Consider the following 19,442-nt stretch of genomic DNA (forward strand, 5'->3'; position numbering starts at 1 on the left):
TCAGACCCTTTCCACGGTCCGCCGGCCGAACAGGCCTTGCGGCATGGCGAACAGCACGAGGAGTATGACGATGAAGGCGAACGCGTCCTTGTAGGTCGAGCTGATATAGCCGACGCCGAAAGCTTCCAGCAGGCCGAGCAACAGCCCGCCCGCGACCGCGCCGAGCGGATTGCCCATGCCCCCTAGCATCGCCGCCGCAAATCCCTTGAGCGCGAGCATCGTGCCGACATCGTAGCTTGTGAGCGTGATCGGCGTGATGAGAATGCCGGCGACCGCTCCGATGGCCGCCGATCCGCCGAAAGCCAGCGCCATCACAGTCGCGGTGTTGATGCCGACAAGCCGCGCCGCCAGACGGTTCGCGGCAGTCGCAAGCACGGCCTTGCCGAGGACCGTCCGTTCCAGAAACACGTAAAGCAGGATCACGATCACGGCGGTGCCGCCGAGCACCCAGAAGCTCTGTGGCTGAACTGTCGCGCCCAGCACGTTGACCGGCGTGTCGCCGGAGATACTGGGCAGCTTGTGAAACTGTTTGTCGAACAGGATTTGCGCCGCGCCCCGCAGCAGGATCGACGCGCCGATGGTGATGATGATCAGCGTAACCGGCGAGGCATCGCGCGCCGGCTCGATAGCGAGCCAATAGAGCAGAAGGCCGACGACGATGGAAACGACCACTGCAAGCAGCGCGGCAAGCGGAAGGGGAACCCCGGCGGCAGTAGCAAACACCGTCACCATCCCGCCCAGCATGACGAACTCGCCCTGGGCAAAATTGACGACGTCGGAAGCGTTGTAGACCAGCGTGAAGCCGAGAGCGACCAGAGCGTAGACCGCGCCCACGGTCAGTCCGGAAATGAGAAACTGGACAAACTCCGGCATACCGGCTCCACGAGCAATGATGGCAGCCGATGGCTGCCGTTCCCGGCGAAAACGAACAAATTCAGACAGAGAATAAGCTCCCGGATAGATCGGACCGAACCGTCCGGGAGCGTCTGTATCGGCTTGCTTATGCGCCGGGCTTGATCAGGGTCCAGTCGCCGCCCTTGATTTCCAGCATACGGAACGCCGAGAGATCGAGGCCGAGATGATCCGTCGGCGTCATGTTGACGATGCCGCCGGTGCCGACGAAGCCCTTGGTCTTTTCGATTTCGTCCCGAACCTTCTTCGGATCGGTCGAGTTGGCGCGCTTCATGGCTTCGACCAGAATCATCAGGCCGTCATAGGCATGGCCGCCAAAGGTCGAGACCGGGCTCTTCGCGGTGTCCTCATAGGTTTTCTTGTAATCGACCACGACCTTCTTCTGCGGGTCGCTGTCAGGCAGCTTGTCACCGACCAGCAAGGCCGCCGCCGGCAAGCGGATGCCTTCAGCCGAAGCGCCTGCGAGTTCGATGAAGCTCTTCGAGGCCACACCATGGCTCTGATAGAGCGGCGTCGCGGTCATGCCGAGCTGTGCGTAGTTGCGGGTCACGATCGCAGGTCCTTGCCCGAAGCCGGGATTGACGACGGCCTGAACGCCGGGAGTGTTCTTGATCTTGGTGAGCTGGCCGGTCATGTCGCTGTCACGTGGACCGTAGCTTTCCTCGGTGACGATCTTGATGTCGTAATTCGGTGCCACCTTGGTGCACTGCGCCTTCATCGACGCGCCGAAACCATCGGTGCCCGAGATCATCGCGATGTTGGTGAGCTTGCGCTGCTTCAGGTTCTCGAAAATCTTCTCGCACGCCATTTTGTCGGTATGCGGCGTCTTGAAGACGTACTTGCGGACAGGCTCGATGATTTCGACCGCGCCGCCGAAGGAAATGAACGGAACCTGGGCTTCCTCGAACACCGGAATCATCGCCATGGTCGTGCCGGTGGTCGAACCACCCGCCATCGCGACGACCTTGTCGTCCTCGATCAGACGTGTGGCAAAGGTGCGCGCCTTGTTGGCATCGCCGCCGTCGTCATAAATGATCAGCTCGACCTTCTTGCCGTTGATGCCGCCTGCCGCGTTGATCTTCTCGACATACATCCGCAGCGTCTTGTCCTCGGGTTCTCCGAGAAACGACGCCGGGCCTGTCACAGAGAGGACGGAACCGATCTTTACGGTCTGCTGCGCATGCGCGGCACTCCCGAACGTCAGACCGGCAACGCCGGCCGCCAACAGAAATCCCAATGCTGATGCTGGTTTCACAGTTTCCCTCCCTGGTGATGGGCGCTCGATTTTTTGAGAGCTTGCCCGGCATGTTTCCAACCACAGAGCGCCAATAGTTTCAAGTGCAACTATTGTCACTTCTAGCCATCAATATAATTGACCGAACGGTTGGTCAATAGTAATCTGCCTTCCAATGGCTGACCAAGAAGCCAATGGGAGGACTGTGTGGACAAAGATCTGGTCTTGACCGAGATCCGCGACGGATACCGCGTCATCACGCTTAACAGGCCCGACAGCCTCAACTCGTTCAATCAAAGTGTACACACCGCGCTGAACGCGGCGTTGAATGATGCGGAGGCTGATACGAAATGTCGCGCGTTGATCCTCACCGGTGCCGGACGCGGATTTTGCGCGGGACAGGATTTGTCCGAGGTTGATTTCATACCGGGACAAAAGCCGGACCTCACCGTTACGCTTGATAAGAACTACAATCCCCTCATCCGCAGGTTGCGCAAGCTGCCGCTGCCGATCGTCTGCGCGGTCAACGGTGTCGCCGCGGGCGGCGGAGCCAACATCGCCTTCGCCTGCGACATCGTTCTGGCGGCGCGTTCCGCGAAATTCATTCAGGCGTTCTCGAAGATCGCGCTGGTGCCGGATTGCGGCGGCACATGGTTCCTGCCGCGCCTTGCAGGCAATGCACGCGCGCGGGCGCTGGCGATGCTGGCCGAACCCGTGTCGGCCGAACAGGCCGAAGCCTGGGGCATGATCTGGAAGGCCGTCGACGATGCCAACCTGATGACCGAGGCGCACCGCCTCGCCGCCCATCTCGCCAAGCAACCGACGGGCGCCCTCGCCCTGACCAAACAGGCGCTCGATGCATCCGAAACCAACACCCTCGCGCAGCAACTCGATCTCGAGCGCGATCTTCAGGGGCAAGCCGGAGGCGGATCGGATTTCGCGGAGGGCGTGAGCGCGTTTCTGGAGAAGCGCGCGCCTAACTTCACGGGGAGCCTGTAATGGACGCAAGCGTTCCCGGCGACAACAATGCCCAGGCGGTGGCTGAAGCCTGCGCAAAGGCGATGTGGCTCGACGATCATGCGAGCAAGGGCCTTGGCATGAGCCTGCAGCGGGTCGCTCCCGGCGAGGCCGTTCTCACCATGACGGTCCGCAAGGACATGACAAACGGCCACGGCATCTGCCACGGCGGCTTCATTTTCACGCTTGCGGATTCGACCTTCGCTTTCGCCTGCAACACCTACGACCAGCGCACCGTCGCGCAGCAATGCGCGGTGACGTTTCTTCAGCCGGTGCGCGAGGGTGAGACACTGACGGCGCACGCGGTTGAACGCAATCGCGCCGGACGTGGCGGCATCTATGACGTGACGGTCCGCGACAGCAGCAACACGGTCGTCGCGGAGTTTCGCGGACATTCGCGAACGATTTCGGGCCGCCTGCTTGAAGCCGACAGCCATCAACAAGACAACAAGTAGAATGGGAGGGAATGTTGATTCAGATTCCGTTGCGTAAGCTCGATCGGCTGACACCCGAACCCACCGCGCTCGATCCCCATGAGATCGCGTCCCGTGACGAGATTCGCGCTCTTCAGCGCGAGCGTCTCGCATGGTCGCTGCGGCACGCCTACGAGAATGTGCCGCATTACCGCGCCAAGTTCGACGCCGCGGGCGTGCGGCCGGAATCGTTCAGGAACCTTGAGGATCTCGCGAAATTCCCGTTCACGATCAAGACAGACCTGAGGGACAACTATCCCTTCGGCATGTTCGCGGTTCCTGAATCCCAGGTCGCGCGCATCCACGCCTCGTCCGGCACGACCGGCAAGCCGACAGTCGTCGGATACACCAAGCGCGACATCGAGACGTGGAGCGACGTTGTCGCCCGCTCGATCCGCGCCGCAGGCGGCTGCGCCGGGATGAAGGTCCATATTGCCTACGGCTACGGCCTGTTCACTGGTGGTCTTGGCGCGCATTACGGAGCAGAGCGTCTCGGCTGCACCGTCATTCCGGTTTCCGGCGGCATGACCGAACGTCAGGTTCAGCTCATCACCGATTTCAAGCCCGAAGTCATCATGGTGACGCCATCCTATATGCTGGCGATCCTCGATGAATTCAGGAAACAGGGCCTCGACCCGCGCAAATCGTCGCTGCGCATCGGCATCTTCGGCGCCGAGCCCTGGACCAACGCGATGCGCGAAGAGATCGAGGAAGCGTTCGATCTTCACGCCGTCGACATTTACGGCCTGTCCGAGGTGATGGGCCCCGGAGTCGCCAGCGAATGCGTCGAGACGAAAGACGGCCTGCACATCTGGGAAGATCACTTCTATCCCGAGGTCATCAATCCCGCGACCGGCGAAGTGCTGCCGGACGGCGAGAAAGGCGAACTGGTCTTCACATCGCTGACCAAGGAAGCCATGCCAGTGATCCGCTACCGGACTCGCGACCTGACGCGGCTGTTGCCGGGCACGGCGCGTTCACTGCGGCGCATGGAGAAGGTCACCGGCCGCTCCGACGACATGATGATCGTTCGCGGCGTCAACGTATTCCCGACCCAGATCGAGGAAAAGCTGCTCGCGATTCACGATTTGTCGCTGCACTACCAGCTTGTCCTCACCCGTGACGGCCGCATGGACAACATGGAAATCCAGGTCGAGGCACGGCCGGATGCAAGTTTCCCCGCGCGCGAAGCAGCCACGAAACAACTGGCGCTGTCGGTCAAGGACACCATCGGCATCACCGCGCTTGTCACCGTGCTCGATCCCGGAAGCATCGAGCGCTCGGTCGGCAAAGCGAAACGCGTCATCGATAAACGGCCAAAGGAATAAGACGTCTCATGGCACGCAGCCGCGCCAACGACTACGACGACAAACGACAGGCGATCCTCAATCGCTCCGCGGAGCTTTTCTCGGCGCACGGTTACGACCGCGCGTCGATGAACAAGATTGCGGAAGCCTGCGGCGTCTCCAAGGCCAACCTCTATCACTACTACAAAGATAAAGAAGGCCTTCTGTTCGACGTGATCCGCTTCCATCTCGAGGAACTGCTGGAAGTCGTCGAGGCCGCAGATAATCCCGCGGCTGCGCCGGAAACGAGGCTGCGCGGCCTGATTGCCGCGCTGCTCGAAGCTTACCGGGACGCCGATTCACAGCACAACGTCCAGATCAGCAGCATGCGGTTTCTGCCGGCCGAGCGTCAGGCCGAACTGAAAGGCATGGAGCGCGACCTGGTCCGGATCTTTTCGGCGGCGGTTGCCGGCGCCACGCCTCACCTCAAGGGCACGAAGATGCTCACGCCGGTCACGATGTCGCTGTTCGGCATGGTGAACTGGCATTACCTCTGGTTCAAAAGCACCGGATCCGTCAGCCGCGACGAATATGCTGAGATCGTCACCCGCCTGATATCCGACGGAGCGCGGAGCCTGCTCAAGCCCTCCCCCAAGACATCGAAGCGCACTGCTGCCGCGGAATAAACGTCCATCGGTGCCCGATAGCACCCAACCTCGAAGTGATCGCATGAAACTCGAAAGCTACATCAACGGACAGTGGGCCGCACCGGGCCGCGATTTCATCGAAGTACGCAGCGCCGTGAGCGGCGATGTCGTCGCCGAGGCAACCAGCGGCGGACTGGATATACGCGGCATTCTCGGCCATGCACGCAACACCGGCGGCCAAAATCTCCGGCGTCTGACATTCCATCAGCGCGCCGACATGCTGAAGAAACTCGCGCAGTATCTGACCGAGCGCAAGGATCAGCTCTACAAACTGTCATTCCAGACCGGAGCGACGCGCATGGATAATCTGATCGATGTCGACGGCGGTATCGGAACGCTGTTCGTCTACGCCGGCAAAGGACGCCGTGAGCTTCCGAACTCGACCTTCCTGCTGGACGGCTCGGTGGAGCCGATGGGCAAGGTCGGCACGTTCGCCGGGCAACATATCATCACGTCGCTGCACGGCGTTGCGGTTCATATCAACGCGTTCAACTTCCCATGCTGGGGCATGCTCGAAAAGCTGGCGCCTGCGCTGCTTGCGGGCGTCCCCGTCGTGTCGAAACCGGCGACGGTGACGTCCTACGTGGCGCACGCACTGGCGCGCATGATCGTGGAATCCGGAATTCTGCCTGAAGGCGCGTTTCAGTTCATCGTTGGCTCGACCGGCGACCTGTTCGATCACTTGACCTGCCAAGATGTGGTTTCGTTCACCGGCTCCGCCGATACGTCGGAAAAGCTGCAACGGCATCCGGTCATCGCGAAGGAAGCCGTGCGCTTTGTCGCTGAACGGGATTCGCTCAACGCCGCGATCCTCGCATCGGATTCCGGCCCCGGAACGCCGGAGTTCGATCTGTTCATCAAGGAAGTGGCCAAAGAGACGACGGTGAAGGCCGGGCAGAAATGCACGGCGATCCGCCGTGTACTCGCGCCATCGGCGTATGTCGAGCCTGTGATCGCTGCCTTGCGCGAACGGCTGGACAAGGTCGTGATCGGCAACCCGGAACTCGAGACGGTGCGCATGGGACCGGTGGTCGGTCTCGATCAACGCCGCGATGTGCTCGCCAACGTGAAGGCCCTCCGCACCGAAGCGGAACTCGTCGCCGGCGATCCCGACAATTTCGACGTTCAGGGAGCCGATGTCACCCGCGGCGCATTCCTGCCCCCGCTGCTGCTGCATTGTGCCGATCCTATCCGCGCAACGAAAGTTCATTCGATCGAGGCATTCGGCCCGGTCAGCACCGTGATGGGCTACAGCGATCTCGATGAAGCCGTGGCACTGACCAATCGCGGCGGCGGAAGCCTGGTTGCTTCGGTTTACACACACGATCCGAAAGTAGCGTCCGATCTCGTGTTCGGCGTCAGCAGCTTCCACGGACGGCTCGTGATCATCGATCGTGACTGCGCCAAGGAGCAGACCGGTCACGGCTCACCGATGCCACAGATGGTGCACGGCGGTCCCGGCCGCGCCGGCGGCGGCGAGGAACTGGGCGGCGTGCGCAGTGTCCACCATTACATGCAGCGCACAGCGGTTCAGGGATCGCCTCGCATGTTGACCGGCGTAACCGGTAGCTGGACCAAGAACGCACCGGTCATCGAAAAGGACCGGCATCCATTCCGGTTTCATTTCGAGGACCTCGATGTCGGACAAACCTTCTACTCCAAGGAACGCACCATCACGCTGGAGGATATCGAACACTTCGCGCATTTCACCGGCGACACGTTCTATGCGCACATGGACGAGGAAGCGACCAAGGGTCACCCATTCTTCCCGGGCCGCGTCGCGCATGGCTATCTGCTGCTGTCGTTCGCCGCGGGTCTGTTCGTCGATCCGGATCCGGGTCCGGTGCTGGCCAACTACGGCCTCGATTCACTGCGCTTCATCAAGCCGATCCAGCCGGGTGAGACGATCAAGGTGCGACTCACCGCGAAGGAAAAATCGCCCCGCAACAAGCAGTATGGCGAAGTGCGCTGGGACGTTGAAATTCTGACCGACAAAGACGAGTCGGCCGCAACCTACGAATTGCTGACGATGAACGCCGTTCGTCCTCAGGCTTGAACAAGAACAACGAAAGGGAGAAACGATGATCCTCGTGACAGTGATGTATCCGGCCGGCGAAGCATTCGACACGGACTATTATCTGAAGACGCACATGCCGCTGGTGAAAGACCGCTGGGGGCCGCTGGGGCTCAAGAGCGCGCAGGCCATCAAGGGCGTGGCGAAGCCCGACGGCAGCGCGCCCGATTACCAGATGACCGCGCTGCTGACCTTCGGATCGATGGACGATTTCAAGGCCGCCGGTAAAGCTCACGGCAAGGAGATCTTCGCCGACATTCCGAATTTCACCAAGGCGCAGGCCGTGGTGCAGATCAACGACGTCGTTTTCTAGACGTCAGGTTTGCCACTTGTCGTCGACGGGTCAAACGTATAGCGGTCCACAAAGCGCACCTCGCCCGGTTTCGAGCGAGGACGCCGCAATTGCGCGCGGCTTCTCACTGAAAGACCTTCCTGAGTCTTTCTATGATGACCCCTACCCGACCTATCGCGCGCTGCAATCCGCCAATCCGATCCACCGGATGCCGGACGGCTCGCTGTTCCTGACCCGGCACCGCGATCTGGAAGCCATCTACAAGGATACGAGGCACTTCAGCTCCGACAAGAAGGTGGAGTTCGCGCCGAAGTACGGCGACGGTTCGCTGCTGTTTCAGCATCACACCACGAGCCTCGTGTTCAATGATCCGCCGCTGCATACCCGCGTTCGCCGCCTGATCGCCGGTGCTCTCAATCCGCGCGCCATCGCGGAGATGGAGCCGGGGCTCATTTCCCTCGTCGACCGGCTGCTGGACACCATGCAGGCGCAAGGCAAGGCGGATCTCATTGAAGACTTCGCCTCCGCCATCCCGGTCGAGGTGATCGGCAACCTGCTGGCTATTCCTCACGAAGACCGCGCACCGCTGCGCGGCTGGTCGCTGGCGATCCTCGGCGCTCTGGAGCCGTTCCTGACCGAAGACGTGCAGGCACGCGGCGAGCGTGCCGTTGGCGAATTTCTTGCCTATCTCCGCGACCTCGTGACCGACCGCCGCGCACACCCCGGTAACGCCGAGCACGATGTGCTGACGCGCCTGATTCTGGGCGAGACCAGCGGCGAGAAGCTCAGCGAGATCGAGCTGCTGCAGAACTGCATTTTCATCCTGAACGCGGGCCATGAGACGACCACCAATCTGATCGGCAACGGCCTCGAACTTTTGCTGCGTTTTCCGGATCAGCGGCAACGGCTGATCGATCATCCCGCGCTGATCAAGCCGGCGGTCGAGGAATTCCTGCGCTTTGAGAGTTCAAACCAGCTCGGTAACCGCCGCGTCGTTCAAAACACGGAGATCGATGGCGTCGCAATCCCGGAAGGCGCGCTGATCACACTCTGCATCGGCGCCGCAAACCGGGACCCCGACGTGTTCGCAGAGCCGGAACGCCTCGATATCGGGCGTGCGCCCAACCGTCACCTGGCCTTTGCCTCGGGCGCACATGCCTGTGTCGGGCTCAGCCTTGCCCGCCTCGAAGGCCGCATTGCGATTGGCCGTTTCCTCGCCCGCTTCCCGAATTTCGCAGCCGCTGGCTCGGCTCATCGCGCCAGGCGCGTGCGCTTTCGCGGCTTCACGACACTTCCCGTCACACTCGCATAAACATTCAAGCAGGAACCTTGCATGACGACGTTCGACAAGACCGCCGCCTCCGCGCTGCTGAAATCCGCACCAGCGCCATGGGTGCAGGATCTCGACCTGTCTGTCGAAAGCCTCACCGCTGACGGAGCTGTTCTGAGAATGCGTTTCTCGGACAGGCTGTGCCGCGACAACGGCGTGGTTTGCGGGCAAGCGCTGATGAGTTTTGCGGATACCGCAATGATCATCGCTGTCGCGTCGGCTGCCGGCGGGTATTTTCCGATGACGACAGTGGATCAGACCATCCACTTCATGCGTCCCGCCATGCGCGCGGATGTTCTGGCGGAAGCGCGCGTCGTGCGGCTCGGCAAGACCATGGCCTATGGCAGCGTCTCACTGCGAACGGACGGCGACGAACGGCCGGTGGCGATGGCGCAGACCGCCTACGCCCTGCTCCGCGACGCCAAATAACTATGAAAAGTAGTTACATCTGGTCGTAATCAACCACGACGCGTGACGAGACCGGATGCGCCTGACAGGTCAATACGAACCCTGCTTCAAGCTCCCACGGTTCAAGCGAATAGTTCACGTCCATCTTCGTCTCGCCTTCGACGATCTTCGCGCGGCATGTCGAGCACATGCCGCCCTTGCAGGCATAGGGCAGATCCATGCCGGCGCGCAAGGCGGCGTCGAGGATGACCTCACCATCGGCAATCGGCACATCCTTGCGCTTGCCGTCCACAATCAGCGAAGCGACGGCTTTCGGCGGCGCTTCCGGGGAGACCTGGACCTTGGGACGTGGCTTGCCGCCAAATTCCGAAACAAATCGCTCGACATGGACGTGATCCTTGGGAATGCCGAGATCGATGCAGGTCGCCTCAATCTCTTCACTCATCGCGAGCGGCCCGCAGACGAACACATGATCGACCGCAGCCGCTGGCACCATTGATCGCAACAACACACTGACCTTCTCACGGTCGAGACGACCGTACAGAATGGGCAGGTCCTGCTCTTCCTGGGACAGCACGTGGAACACCGACAGCCGGCCCATGAAGCGGTCCTTCAGCTCTTCCAGCGCCTCGCGGAACAGAATGCCGTTGGTGGTGCGATTACCGTAGAACAGGAAAAAGCGGCTATTGGGTTCTCGCGCGAGAATGCCGCGCACGATGGACATGATCGGCGTGATGCCCGAGCCGGCCGCAAAGCCGACATGAATGCGCGCCTGATCGGGCGCATGGGCCACGCCGAAACGGCCCGTGGGCGTCATCACATCGAGTTCGTCACCGGACTTCAGTTCTTCCAGCGCCCAGCTTGAAAACGCACCGCCGTCGACCTTCTTGACCGCGATGCGCAGTTCGTGATCGTCGGGGCTTGAGCAGATCGAATACGAGCGCCGCACCTCCTCGCCATCCATCATGGTGCGAAGTGTGAGATACTGACCGGGCGCGAAGGCATAGTCGCCAGCCAGTTCGCCCGGAATGGCAAAGGTCATGGAGACCGCATCCGCGGTTTCGCGCTTCAGGTCCGCGACGGCCAGACGATGAAATTTCGGAACGTGCGACATCGCAGCCTCGCCTAGTGGCACTTGAAATAGTCAAACGGCTCGCGGCACGCCTTACAGCGCCAAAGCGCCTTGCAGGACGTCGAGCCGAATTCGGACAGAACTTCCGTGTCCACCGATCCGCATTGCGGGCAGGCGACCTGCTGCTCGCCGAACAGCGCGCGGCGGCCACCACCGGCTTGCGGCGGCGCAATGCCATACTCTTTCAGCTTCTGGCGGCCCTGCTCGCTCATCCAGTCCGTGGTCCAGGCCGGCGACAACACTGTGCGCACCTTGGGATTGCGGATGCCTTCCCGTTCCAGCGCCAGTTCGATTTCCAGCGCGATCATGTTCATCGCCGGGCAGCCGGAATAGGTCGGCGTGATCGCAACTTCAACCGTGCCGTCAATCACGGTGACGTCGCGCAGCACGCCGAGATCGGCGATGGTCAGTACCGGGATTTCCGGGTCGACCACCTGCGCCGCCGCGTTCCATGCGGTCTGGCGGAGGGCCTGTGTGCTGGTGCCGGCGGTTACCATGTCGCGTTCGGGAAAGTTCGCTGCATTGATTGCAGTTCGCTGAGCAGATGCCCGAGATGCTCGGTGTGATTGCCGGTGCGGCCGCCCTTCTGCATCCAGTCGCTTGAGGGACGCCTGAGTGTCGCAACGCCGAGAACATTGGAAACGGTGTCCGCCCAGATACCTCGCAGGGTTTCGGGATCGATCGCAATGCCGGAGGAAATCAGCTCCGCGTCGCTCTGGTCGGCATGAAACAGTTCGCCAGTGAAGGCCCAGAGATCGTCAATGGCGGTCTGTGCGCGACGATGGCTCTCGTCGGTGCCGTCGCCGAGGCGGATCATCCATTCCGAAGTGTGACGCAAGTGATAGGCGCTTTCCTTCTCGGACTTCGCGGCAATCGCGGCCAGCGTCGCATCTTTCGAGTTCATCATCGCGCGCCAATACGGATCGGCAAAAGACGAATAGAAGAATTGCCGCGTGATGGTGCGCGCGAAATCACCATTCGGTTGCTCCACGAGCAGCAGATTGCGGTACTGGCGCACATCGCGCAGATAGGCGAGCTTGTCCTCATCGTTACCTGCGTCTTCGACTTTTGCGGCGTAGGTGTAGAGTTCGCGCGCCTGACCGATCAGGTCGAGACCCATATTGGCCAGCGCCATGTCCTCTTCCATCATCGGGGCGTGACCGCACCATTCCGACACACGATGGCCGAGGATCAGCGCGTCGTCGGCCCGGCGCAGCGCGTAGAGCACCAGCGGACTTTCGGCGACTTTGATGGAAAGCATTGCCATTTTGAATACTCGCGATGTCATTCCGGGATGCGCCTCTTGGCGCAGGCCCGGAATCCATATGCCAGCGTGGTTATGGATTCCGGGTTCGCTCGTTTCACTCGCGCCCCGGAATGACGAGTGAGCGCAAATCACATATGCCCGACTTCGTCCGGCACATCGTAAAACGTCGGATGGCGATAAATCTTCGACATCGCCGGCTCGAACATCATGCCCTTCTCGGACGGGTCGGACGCGATGATCGCATTCGACGGCACGATCCAGATCGACAGCCCCTCGCCGCGGCGTGTGTAGATGTCGCGCGCGGCCTGAAGCGCCAGCGTCGCATCCGCTGCATGCAGAGAGCCGACGTGCTTGTGCGCGAGGCCGTTACGGCTGCGGATGAAAACTTCCCAAAGCTGCGTGTTCTGAGTGGTCATGACAGCCTCCAGCCGATTACGCCGCAACCGCAGTGCGGCGCGCCTGTTGTTTTTCCGCATAGGCGGCCGCAGCCTCACGCACCCACGCGCCCTCCTCGTGCGCCTTGCGGCGCGCGGCCATGCGATCGCGGTTGCACGGGCCGTTGCCTGAAAGCACCTGCCTGAATTCGTCCCAGTCGATTGCGCCGTATTCCCAGTGCTTCGTCTCCTCGTTCCACTTGAGGTCCGCATCGGGAATCGTGAGGCCGAGATAATGGGCCTGCGGCACGGTCGCATCGACGAACTTCTGGCGCAGATCGTCGTTCGAGAACCGCTTGATCTTCCAGGCCGTCGACTGGTCGCTGTGCTGGCTAAGTTGATCCGGCGGACCGAACATCATCAGGCACGGCCACCACCAGCGATTCAGCGCGTCCTGCGCCATGGCCTTCTGCTCTTCGGTGCCGCGCGACAGCGTGAGCATGATTTCGTAGCCCTGGCGCTGATGGAACGACTCCTCCTTGCAGACGCGGATCATCGCGCGCGCATAGGGACCGTATGAACAGCGGCACAACGGAATCTGGTTCATGATGGCTGCGCCATCAACCAGCCAGCCGATCGCGCCAATGTCGGCCCAGGTCGGCGTCGGATAATTGAAAATTGATGAGTACTTCGCCTTGCCGCTCAGCATCGCATCGACAAGCTCTTCGCGCGAGGAGCCAAGCGTTTCAGCGGCTGCATAGAGATAGAGCCCGTGACCGCATTCGTCCTGCACCTTGGCGAGGAGCGCAGCCTTGCGGCGCAGGGTCGGCGCGCGGGTGATCCAGTTGCCTTCCGGCAGCATGCCAACAATTTCCGAATGGGCGTGCTGGGAAATCTGGCGCGTCAGCGTCTTGCGATACGCGGCAGGCATCCAGTCGTTGGCCTCGATGCGATCATCGGCATCGATGCGGGCCTGGAAATGCGCGGCGCGTTCAGCGTCCTCGACGTGAACGACTTCGGCTTCCGATGCGTTGAGCGCTTGCGTGTACATCGCCGTTTCCTCCCGGGAGACAGGTCAAACATATAACAGAAAACATAAGACGCAAGCTATTTCTGTAACATATTGCCCTGCACATCCGAGAACCGGCGGCCAAGTTCCGGCCCCGGCGAACGCAAGGAACCCGTCACGCTCTCGCCATGCTCGTCCAGCCAGGATTCAGATGGCGGCAAAAGGGCTTGATAAAGCCGCGCACAAAGCTCGCGCGCCTCAAGGGCCGGCCATGCCGGCGGCAACAGGCCTGCCGGAAGCAACGGATCGCGCAGGATCACCCGCCGGTAGTGATGGATCAGCAGGATCCGCGCGAGGATGGCGTCCGCGGGAGAGACCTTGTCAGCACCGCCGATCCAGCCTTCGAGCGGTGCGAAGGTCTTCACGAACTCGCGATACGATTCCGCGGTCCGTTCCAGCGACCAGCTCGCGGCCGCGAGTTGCCGCCCCATCGCGTCGTCAGCCGATACCTCCAGCCGGATCGCACCTGCGGCAATCGACGGCACCGGCACATCCGAAGGCGCGACCCACACGCCCGGCATCGGGCTTCCAAAACCGGCCTCGGTCAATGCCGCCCGCGACGCCTCGCGGTCGGCACCGTTGCCAATCAGCAGAAGCTCGAAGCGCCCTGCCCAATTCGACGGATGCGGATTGTAGACGTGCTCGACAGCCGCTTCGAAACGCTCGCGGCCACTCTTTGCGAGTTTGTAGAAACTCTTGCGGCCCGCCTTGTCCCGATCCAGCCAGCCGTCAGCAGCAAGCCGGGACACCGCGGTGCGGACCACGCCGCCGTCGGTCCCCAGCATGTCCAGAAATTGAAGTAGCGTTCCAAGCCACACCGATCCGCCCCGGGGCAGGATGGCGTCGCCATAGAACGTGATGATAAGCGAGCCGGTGCGCGAAGGCTCGCGCTTGAACCGGCTGACAATACGGGAAAGCGAAGGGTGACTCATGGAGGCGCAGCATAGTGCATTCCGTCCAGCGGGCGAGCCCCCGATCCGAAGACCATGAATGACATGCCGCGCCCGCCACATCGCACGAGGAGAGGCTTGCAGTTCATCATCGATAAAATGGATGAGGCACCTCATCCGGAATCTTAGGATCAAACAGACAGGAACGCGGAGAAACCCGGGCACGCTTCACCGCAGGCAGCGGTGCTGCGCACCCTGGTGTGGCGCTCCGGGACGCTCAGACGTGGAAATGCCAAACCAGCAGAACGACGCCTAAAAACGCAGCGCAACTCAGCGCCCAGCTAGCAACATAGGCAGCGTCCTCAAGACCCGGGCTGCCGATGTGGTCTGCCGGACTTGTATGGATTTGTTGCCAATGGTCAGCCATCGCAGCCTCCAATGAAGCCTCCCTGCAAGGGACAATGGCGAGCATCGCAAAAGGGTTCCGCGCAATCGCAGAATTCATATGGCAATTGATGGCTGGGAAGATGGCGCTCCCTAGCGGAATCGAACCGCTCTCTCCACCGTGAAAGGGTGGCGTCCTAACCGATAGACGAAGGGAGCATTAGTCGCGCAAAACCAACAGGTTAGAAGTGCTGGGGCGAGCGCCGGGCCGCAAACCTCAAGGCAAGCTGGCCGACGCGGGGGAACGTATAATGGCGTTTCGCGGCTGCGGCAAGCCGCGAGATACCCCGCTTGAGCGGTGTGCGCAAATTCATGCACACTCGGCCAAAAGCCTGCCGGGACGTCCGGCAAGGCCGCCGGAGCCAGACACATGACCCGCAAGCTGATCGATATCTCCGTCCCCCTCCAGAACGACGTGCCGGCGGACCCTCCAGGCGGCCACCCGACCATCCAGTACATCGACCACCAGCAGGGGTTGCCGCGCATGCTGTCCTTCTTCGACGGCCTCAAGAAGGAAGACCTCCCCGACGGTCAGGGCTGGGCGGTCGAACAGGTCAACCTCTCGACGCACAACGGCACCCATCTCGACGCGCCCTATCACTTCCATCCGACGATGAACCGCGGCGAGCGCTCATGGACCATCGACGAGGTGCCGCTGGAGTGGTGTTTCCAGCCAGGCGTCAAACTCGACTTCCGGCACCTGCCCGACGGCTATGTCGCGACCGCAGCCGATGTCGAAAATGAGCTGAAGCGCATCGGACATACCCTGAAGCCGCTCGAGATCGTCGTGGTCAACACCAGCGCCGGGGTGAAATACGGTCAGCAGGACTACGTCACGTCAGGTTGCGGAATGGGTTACGAGGCGACGATGTATCTCCTGGAGCGCGGCGTGCGGCTCACGGGCATCGACGGTTGGAGCTGGGACGCCCCGTTCGTCTACACCGCGAAGAAATACGCCGAGACGAAGGATGCGAGCCTGATCTGGGAAGGCCACAAGGCTGGCCGTCACATCGGCTATTGCCACATCGAGAAACTTCACAATTTAGAACAATTGCCCTCAACGGGATTCACTGTGTCTTGCTTCCCGGTGAAGATCGAGCGCGCGTCCGCCGGATGGACCCGTGCTGTCGCCATCCTGGATTGATTGGAACGAAAAGCTCTTAACAACCAGCCCGCCGCAGGACTAGTCTTAGGCGAGCCGGCTGTGCCGGATCAGGAAATGGAGATCATCGATGACGATGCCTCAGGATGTCGCCCGGCTCCAAACGCAGATGCAAGAAGCAGTCAAGGCAAACTGGAAAGCCTTCCTGATCGAAGGCATCGTGCTGGTGATTTTGGGAATGGCTGCGATTGCGATCCCGCTTCTTGCCAGCATCGCGGTTACGATCTTCCTTGGCTGGCTGTTCCTGATCAGCGGCGCAGTAGGCCTCTACCTGACGTTCACCACGCGCGAGATGCCCGGCTTCTGGTGGTCACTGCTCTCGGCGATCCTCGCACTTGCCGCGGGCATTATCCTGATCGTTCAGCCCGTCGCCGGGACGTTGACGCTGACGCTCGTGGTCAGCGCCTACTTCATTGCCGAAGGCATCACCACCATCATGTACGCCCTCGCCCACCGGAAGGAATTGTCCGGGCGCTGGGGATGGCTGCTGATGTCGGGTATCGTCGATCTGGTGGTCGCCGCGCTCATCATTGCCGGGCTTCCCGGTTCAGCCGCATGGGCGATCGGATTGCTGGTCGGCATCAATCTCGTCTTCGGCGGCACATCCCTGATCGGGATGGCGCTCGCGGCGAAAAATACGTGATGCCCAGAGGCTGCCGATTAGCAGCCGCGGCAAATGCTCTTGATCTTCCGATCGAGCGCCTTGTCCTCAGCGGACTCGGTGTAGTTCTTTTCCTGATTGGACGGCACATCGCCCGCCCGTGGCTGACGATGTCCGACGGGTGCCGGGGGAATGCTGCCCGAGCTCGTTGTCGCGGAGGGACCAGTCGTCGTCCCGCTTTTGCTCTGAGCCATTGCGCCTGACGCCGTCAACAGCAACGCCATCACGGCGATCGGGATGGATTTCCTCATATCACACCTCCACCAGTAACGATTCCTCAGGATGGGTGTAGTCTACCGGGAATGAGAGGGATTTTCTATCGTTGCGCAGTTACGTCTGCCCTGCGCCGCACAATCCTGTGTCTTGCGGATATCCGCCATCGATCCGAGCAGCCAGATACCTGCGGTGACCAGCACGACGAAAAAGCCGAGCATCACAGCGTTTTCAACGCCGCGATGGCCATCATTTTCAGGAGGTTCGGGCTCAGTCATCTATTCCGCTGGCGGATAAAGGTGCACGTCGCCGCAGTAATCCACGACGCGATACCGCCGGTCGTGTCCGTCTTCACCCGTCTGTGACAGATATTGTGGTCCTATCGGCGCCTTGCCATGACCGCCGGGAATATCGAGCACATAATCGGGCTGGCACAGGCCTGATACACGCCCCCGCAGCGACAGCATCAGCTTTTGCCCTTCCTCAAGCGTGGTGCGAAGGTGAGCCGTACCTGGCGCAAGATCGCCGTGATGAAGGTAATACGGTTTGATGCGGCATTCGACGAAGCTGCGCATCAGCGCCTCCAGCGTTGCTGCATTGTCGTTCACACCGCGCAGCAACACGGACTGGCTAACCATCGGGATGCCGGCGTCGATCATTCGCGCACAGGCAATGCGCGCGTCTGCCGTCAGTTCACGCGGATGATTGACATGGAGCGCCACCCATGTCGTCGCGCCCCTCACTTTCAGCGCAGCAACCGTCTCATCGGTCACCCTTGCCGGATCGGCGACCGGCACACGGGTATGAATGCGGATGATCCTGACGTGATCGATCGCGGCGAGATCGGTCATGATTTCCTTGAGCCGCCGCGCCGACAGCATCAGCGGGTCGCCGCCGGTCAGTATCACTTCCCATATTTCGGGATGGGTGCGGATATAATCCAGCGCGTTCGAATAAACATCGTCGGAAAGAACAGTCTCCTTCCCCGGTCCCACCATTTCGCGGCGGAAGCAGAACCGGCAGTACACCGCGCAGACATGCACCAGCTTGAACAGCACGCGATCGGGATAGCGATGCACGATGCCGCTGACCGGCGAATGCGCATGGTCCCCAATCGGATCGGCGTTCTCGATCGGATGTGTGACCAGTTCATCGGCGGATGGAACGTATTGGCGCGCGATAGGATCGTTCGGGTCCGACGCATCAATCAGCGCCGCGACATCCGGCGTGACCGCCACGGCGTAACGCGCGGCGACTTGTTCAAGGTCAGGCAGACTATCTTGCGAAGCAAGCCCCCGCGCGATCAGCTCAGCCGGCGTCCGAAGTGTTGCGGCACGACCGGTCATGCCTCGCCTCCCATCGGCGTCCACACCACCTGATCGATCCGGGTCGCCCCGCTCGCCAACATCACCAGGCGATCGAAGCCCAGCGCCACGCCGCAGGCCTCCGGCATCTGCGCCATCGCGGCGAGAAACTCCTCGTCGAGCGGATAGCGTTCGCCGTAGCGGCGCTCCTTCTCGTCCATCGACGCGATGAAGCGCTCGCGCTGCTCCTGCGCATCGATCAGTTCGCCGAAGCCGTTCGCAAGCTCAACACCGCAGGCATAAACTTCGAAACGTTCGGCAACGCGCGGATCGGACGGCTTGGCGCGCGCCAGCGCGGACTCCGGTGCAGGATACTCGTAGAGAATTGTCAAACGGCCCTGCCCCAGATGTGGTTCGACATGCTCGACCAGGATCTTGCTGAAGATGTCCGACCAGGTGTCGTCATCGGTAACGCGGACACGGCTCGCGGCCGCTGCCGCCAGCGCCTCACGATCGGCTCGTCCATCCGGAATCGTTGCAAGCAGATCGATCGACGCAAAACGGGTAAACGCATCGGCGACGGTGAGCAGATCAGGTTCGGCAAACGGATCGGCGACCTTTCCCCTGAAGGAGAACGTCCCGATCCCGGTTGTCTGAGCGGCATGCGCTATGGCGACCACCGTATCGGCCATCACCGCTTCATAGCCTTCATTGGCGCGGTACCATTCCAGCATCGTGAATTCCGTCAGATGCAGCGGCCCGCGCTCGCGATCCCGGAACACCCGGGCGAATTCCACGATCTGTTTCTCGCCCGCCGCCAGCAGTTTCTTGCAGGCGAATTCAGGTGATGTCCTCAGGAAGTACGTCGACTTCTCGCCGGATGCCGAGGTCAGATCGGCTGCCGGGGCATGGAGATGGGTCTCGTTCCCGGGCGATTTCTGGAGGATTCCGGTTTCGACCTCGACGAATCCCTCGTCCTCGAACCAGTCCCGCAAGGCACGGGAAATCGCGGTCCGCGCCTGCAAAAACGGCTTACGGTCGATATGGCGGCTAGGTGTCCACCAGGGCGAGGTTTCCTGGTCTATACTCATGGGCGAAAAGCCCGATTCAGCAGCAAAATGCTGGCTTTACCGGTCCAGATGAGTATGTTGCAGCCCGAAACTGCCTTGCCGGACCCCGAAGCGCCGTATCGG

The 19,442-nt window shown here is 61.4% G+C and carries 22 protein-coding genes and 1 tRNA gene; 10 read left to right on the top strand and 13 right to left on the bottom strand.

Annotated features, from left to right (window positions below; all coding sequences use genetic code 11):
• Together ACP7AL_RS21290 and ACP7AL_RS21295 are read right to left on the bottom strand one after the other, a co-directional pair.
• Complete coding sequence (locus ACP7AL_RS21290) at positions 1 to 873, bottom strand: branched-chain amino acid ABC transporter permease (RefSeq protein ID WP_006020457.1); 873 nt, start codon at positions 871 to 873, stop codon at positions 1 to 3.
• A 127-nt stretch (positions 874 to 1,000) separates the two neighbouring features.
• Positions 1,001 to 2,167: an ABC transporter substrate-binding protein gene (locus tag ACP7AL_RS21295; protein WP_425994056.1), complete on the bottom strand. Its 1,167-nt coding sequence runs from the start codon at positions 2,165 to 2,167 to the stop codon at positions 1,001 to 1,003.
• Positions 2,168 to 2,353: 186 nt separating this feature from the next.
• Here ACP7AL_RS21295 and paaG point away from each other — a divergent pair, with 186 nt between their 5' ends.
• The 8 genes from paaG to ACP7AL_RS21335 are packed head-to-tail and all read left to right on the top strand — an operon-like array spanning position 2,354 to position 9,754.
• Entirely contained in the window at positions 2,354 to 3,145 is a 792-nt protein-coding gene (paaG, locus tag ACP7AL_RS21300; protein ID WP_425994058.1) for a 2-(1,2-epoxy-1,2-dihydrophenyl)acetyl-CoA isomerase PaaG, read from the top strand.
• Positions 3,145 to 3,618, top strand: coding sequence for a hydroxyphenylacetyl-CoA thioesterase PaaI (gene paaI, locus ACP7AL_RS21305; protein ID WP_006020454.1), 474 nt, complete (start codon positions 3,145 to 3,147; stop codon positions 3,616 to 3,618). The genes paaG and paaI overlap by 1 nt, the downstream gene beginning before the upstream one ends.
• A 14-nt stretch (positions 3,619 to 3,632) precedes the next feature.
• The gene (gene paaK, locus ACP7AL_RS21310) at positions 3,633 to 4,964 is read left to right on the top strand and encodes a phenylacetate--CoA ligase PaaK (RefSeq protein ID WP_425994465.1); all 1,332 of its coding nucleotides are present in this window, start codon (positions 3,633 to 3,635) and stop codon (positions 4,962 to 4,964) included.
• An 8-nt stretch (positions 4,965 to 4,972) separates the two neighbouring features.
• A complete protein-coding gene (locus tag ACP7AL_RS21315; protein ID WP_425994060.1) occupies positions 4,973 to 5,608 on the top strand; it encodes a TetR/AcrR family transcriptional regulator in 636 nt (211 codons plus the stop codon).
• A 43-nt stretch (positions 5,609 to 5,651) separates the two neighbouring features.
• Positions 5,652 to 7,685: a phenylacetic acid degradation bifunctional protein PaaZ gene (gene paaZ, locus ACP7AL_RS21320; protein WP_425994062.1), complete on the top strand. Its 2,034-nt coding sequence runs from the start codon at positions 5,652 to 5,654 to the stop codon at positions 7,683 to 7,685.
• Positions 7,686 to 7,710: 25 nt separating this feature from the next.
• Entirely contained in the window at positions 7,711 to 8,016 is a 306-nt protein-coding gene (locus ACP7AL_RS21325) for an EthD family reductase (RefSeq protein WP_425994064.1), read from the top strand.
• Between the two features lie 16 nt (positions 8,017 to 8,032).
• Positions 8,033 to 9,307: a cytochrome P450 gene (locus ACP7AL_RS21330; RefSeq protein WP_425994066.1), complete on the top strand. Its 1,275-nt coding sequence runs from the start codon at positions 8,033 to 8,035 to the stop codon at positions 9,305 to 9,307.
• Positions 9,308 to 9,328: 21 nt separating this feature from the next.
• Positions 9,329 to 9,754 (top strand): PaaI family thioesterase, encoded by a 426-nt coding sequence (locus ACP7AL_RS21335; RefSeq protein ID WP_425994068.1) that lies wholly within the window; start codon positions 9,329 to 9,331, stop codon positions 9,752 to 9,754.
• Between the two features lie 13 nt (positions 9,755 to 9,767).
• On the opposite strand, the gene paaE is transcribed toward ACP7AL_RS21335, so the two are convergent.
• The 7 genes from paaE to ACP7AL_RS21370 form a co-directional block, all read right to left on the bottom strand.
• Complete coding sequence (gene paaE / locus ACP7AL_RS21340; RefSeq protein WP_425994070.1) at positions 9,768 to 10,847, bottom strand: 1,2-phenylacetyl-CoA epoxidase subunit PaaE; 1,080 nt, start codon at positions 10,845 to 10,847, stop codon at positions 9,768 to 9,770.
• A gap of 11 nt (positions 10,848 to 10,858) precedes the next feature.
• A complete protein-coding gene (paaD, locus tag ACP7AL_RS21345) occupies positions 10,859 to 11,362 on the bottom strand; it encodes a 1,2-phenylacetyl-CoA epoxidase subunit PaaD (protein WP_425994072.1) in 504 nt (167 codons plus the stop codon).
• Positions 11,356 to 12,132, bottom strand: a complete 777-nt coding sequence (paaC, locus tag ACP7AL_RS21350) for a 1,2-phenylacetyl-CoA epoxidase subunit PaaC (RefSeq protein ID WP_425994074.1) — start codon at positions 12,130 to 12,132, stop codon at positions 11,356 to 11,358. The genes paaD and paaC overlap by 7 nt, the downstream gene beginning before the upstream one ends.
• A gap of 128 nt (positions 12,133 to 12,260) precedes the next feature.
• The gene (gene paaB / locus ACP7AL_RS21355; RefSeq protein WP_006020444.1) at positions 12,261 to 12,548 is read right to left on the bottom strand and encodes a 1,2-phenylacetyl-CoA epoxidase subunit PaaB; all 288 of its coding nucleotides are present in this window, start codon (positions 12,546 to 12,548) and stop codon (positions 12,261 to 12,263) included.
• A 16-nt stretch (positions 12,549 to 12,564) separates the two neighbouring features.
• Positions 12,565 to 13,557 carry a 1,2-phenylacetyl-CoA epoxidase subunit PaaA gene (gene paaA / locus ACP7AL_RS21360; protein WP_425994077.1) on the bottom strand — a complete coding sequence of 331 codons (993 nt, stop codon included), beginning with the start codon at positions 13,555 to 13,557 and terminating at the stop codon, positions 12,565 to 12,567.
• A gap of 56 nt (positions 13,558 to 13,613) precedes the next feature.
• Positions 13,614 to 14,507 (bottom strand): phenylacetic acid degradation operon negative regulatory protein PaaX, encoded by an 894-nt coding sequence (gene paaX / locus ACP7AL_RS21365; RefSeq protein ID WP_425994079.1) that lies wholly within the window; start codon positions 14,505 to 14,507, stop codon positions 13,614 to 13,616.
• A gap of 486 nt (positions 14,508 to 14,993) precedes the next feature.
• Positions 14,994 to 15,068, bottom strand: a tRNA-Glu gene (locus tag ACP7AL_RS21370).
• A gap of 211 nt (positions 15,069 to 15,279) precedes the next feature.
• On the opposite strand from ACP7AL_RS21370, the gene ACP7AL_RS21375 reads away from it, so the two are divergent.
• A complete protein-coding gene (locus tag ACP7AL_RS21375; protein WP_024577836.1) occupies positions 15,280 to 16,053 on the top strand; it encodes a cyclase family protein in 774 nt (257 codons plus the stop codon).
• Between the two features lie 88 nt (positions 16,054 to 16,141).
• The gene (locus tag ACP7AL_RS21380) at positions 16,142 to 16,714 is read left to right on the top strand and encodes an HdeD family acid-resistance protein (RefSeq protein WP_425994081.1); all 573 of its coding nucleotides are present in this window, start codon (positions 16,142 to 16,144) and stop codon (positions 16,712 to 16,714) included.
• 17 nt (positions 16,715 to 16,731) lie between these two features.
• Here ACP7AL_RS21380 and ACP7AL_RS21385 read toward each other — a convergent pair whose 3' ends face one another.
• The 4 genes from ACP7AL_RS21385 to epmA are packed head-to-tail and all read right to left on the bottom strand — an operon-like array spanning position 16,732 to position 19,340.
• A complete protein-coding gene (locus ACP7AL_RS21385; protein WP_425994084.1) occupies positions 16,732 to 16,983 on the bottom strand; it encodes a hypothetical protein in 252 nt (83 codons plus the stop codon).
• 42 nt (positions 16,984 to 17,025) lie between these two features.
• Entirely contained in the window at positions 17,026 to 17,223 is a 198-nt protein-coding gene (locus tag ACP7AL_RS21390) for a hypothetical protein (RefSeq protein WP_006020438.1), read from the bottom strand.
• Positions 17,224 to 18,291: a lysine-2,3-aminomutase-like protein gene (locus ACP7AL_RS21395; protein WP_425994087.1), complete on the bottom strand. Its 1,068-nt coding sequence runs from the start codon at positions 18,289 to 18,291 to the stop codon at positions 17,224 to 17,226.
• Positions 18,288 to 19,340 carry an EF-P lysine aminoacylase EpmA gene (gene epmA, locus ACP7AL_RS21400; protein ID WP_425994089.1) on the bottom strand — a complete coding sequence of 351 codons (1,053 nt, stop codon included), beginning with the start codon at positions 19,338 to 19,340 and terminating at the stop codon, positions 18,288 to 18,290. Before epmA ends, ACP7AL_RS21395 begins: the two co-directional genes overlap by 4 nt.
• Positions 19,341 to 19,442 lie beyond the last annotated feature (102 nt).

It is taken from the genome of Afipia sp. DC4300-2b1 (assembly GCF_049895725.1).
GTDB lineage: Bacteria > Pseudomonadota > Alphaproteobacteria > Rhizobiales > Xanthobacteraceae > Afipia > Afipia broomeae.

Excerpts from the sequence above, each read along its gene's own strand:
- ACP7AL_RS21315 (WP_425994060.1), top strand. The coding sequence starts at position 4,973 with ATGGCACGCAGCCGCGCCAACGACTACGACGACAAACGACAGGCGATC.
- ACP7AL_RS21325 (WP_425994064.1), top strand. The coding sequence starts at position 7,711 with ATGATCCTCGTGACAGTGATGTATCCGGCCGGCGAAGCATTCGACACG.
- paaZ (WP_425994062.1), top strand. The coding sequence starts at position 5,652 with ATGAAACTCGAAAGCTACATCAACGGACAGTGGGCCGCACCGGGCCGC.
- paaI (WP_006020454.1), top strand. The coding sequence starts at position 3,145 with ATGGACGCAAGCGTTCCCGGCGACAACAATGCCCAGGCGGTGGCTGAA.
- paaC (WP_425994074.1), bottom strand. The coding sequence starts at position 12,132 with ATGGCAATGCTTTCCATCAAAGTCGCCGAAAGTCCGCTGGTGCTCTAC.
- paaA (WP_425994077.1), bottom strand. The coding sequence starts at position 13,557 with ATGTACACGCAAGCGCTCAACGCATCGGAAGCCGAAGTCGTTCACGTC.
- ACP7AL_RS21335 (WP_425994068.1), top strand. The coding sequence starts at position 9,329 with ATGACGACGTTCGACAAGACCGCCGCCTCCGCGCTGCTGAAATCCGCA.
- ACP7AL_RS21395 (WP_425994087.1), bottom strand. The coding sequence starts at position 18,291 with ATGACCGGTCGTGCCGCAACACTTCGGACGCCGGCTGAGCTGATCGCG.
- paaE (WP_425994070.1), bottom strand. The coding sequence starts at position 10,847 with ATGTCGCACGTTCCGAAATTTCATCGTCTGGCCGTCGCGGACCTGAAG.
- paaX (WP_425994079.1), bottom strand. The coding sequence starts at position 14,507 with ATGAGTCACCCTTCGCTTTCCCGTATTGTCAGCCGGTTCAAGCGCGAG.
- epmA (WP_425994089.1), bottom strand. The coding sequence starts at position 19,340 with ATGAGTATAGACCAGGAAACCTCGCCCTGGTGGACACCTAGCCGCCAT.
- ACP7AL_RS21385 (WP_425994084.1), bottom strand. The coding sequence starts at position 16,983 with ATGAGGAAATCCATCCCGATCGCCGTGATGGCGTTGCTGTTGACGGCG.
- ACP7AL_RS21375 (WP_024577836.1), top strand. The coding sequence starts at position 15,280 with ATGACCCGCAAGCTGATCGATATCTCCGTCCCCCTCCAGAACGACGTG.
- paaD (WP_425994072.1), bottom strand. The coding sequence starts at position 11,362 with ATGGTAACCGCCGGCACCAGCACACAGGCCCTCCGCCAGACCGCATGG.
- ACP7AL_RS21290 (WP_006020457.1), bottom strand. The coding sequence starts at position 873 with ATGCCGGAGTTTGTCCAGTTTCTCATTTCCGGACTGACCGTGGGCGCG.
- paaB (WP_006020444.1), bottom strand. The coding sequence starts at position 12,548 with ATGACCACTCAGAACACGCAGCTTTGGGAAGTTTTCATCCGCAGCCGT.
- ACP7AL_RS21380 (WP_425994081.1), top strand. The coding sequence starts at position 16,142 with ATGACGATGCCTCAGGATGTCGCCCGGCTCCAAACGCAGATGCAAGAA.
- ACP7AL_RS21390 (WP_006020438.1), bottom strand. The coding sequence starts at position 17,223 with ATGACTGAGCCCGAACCTCCTGAAAATGATGGCCATCGCGGCGTTGAA.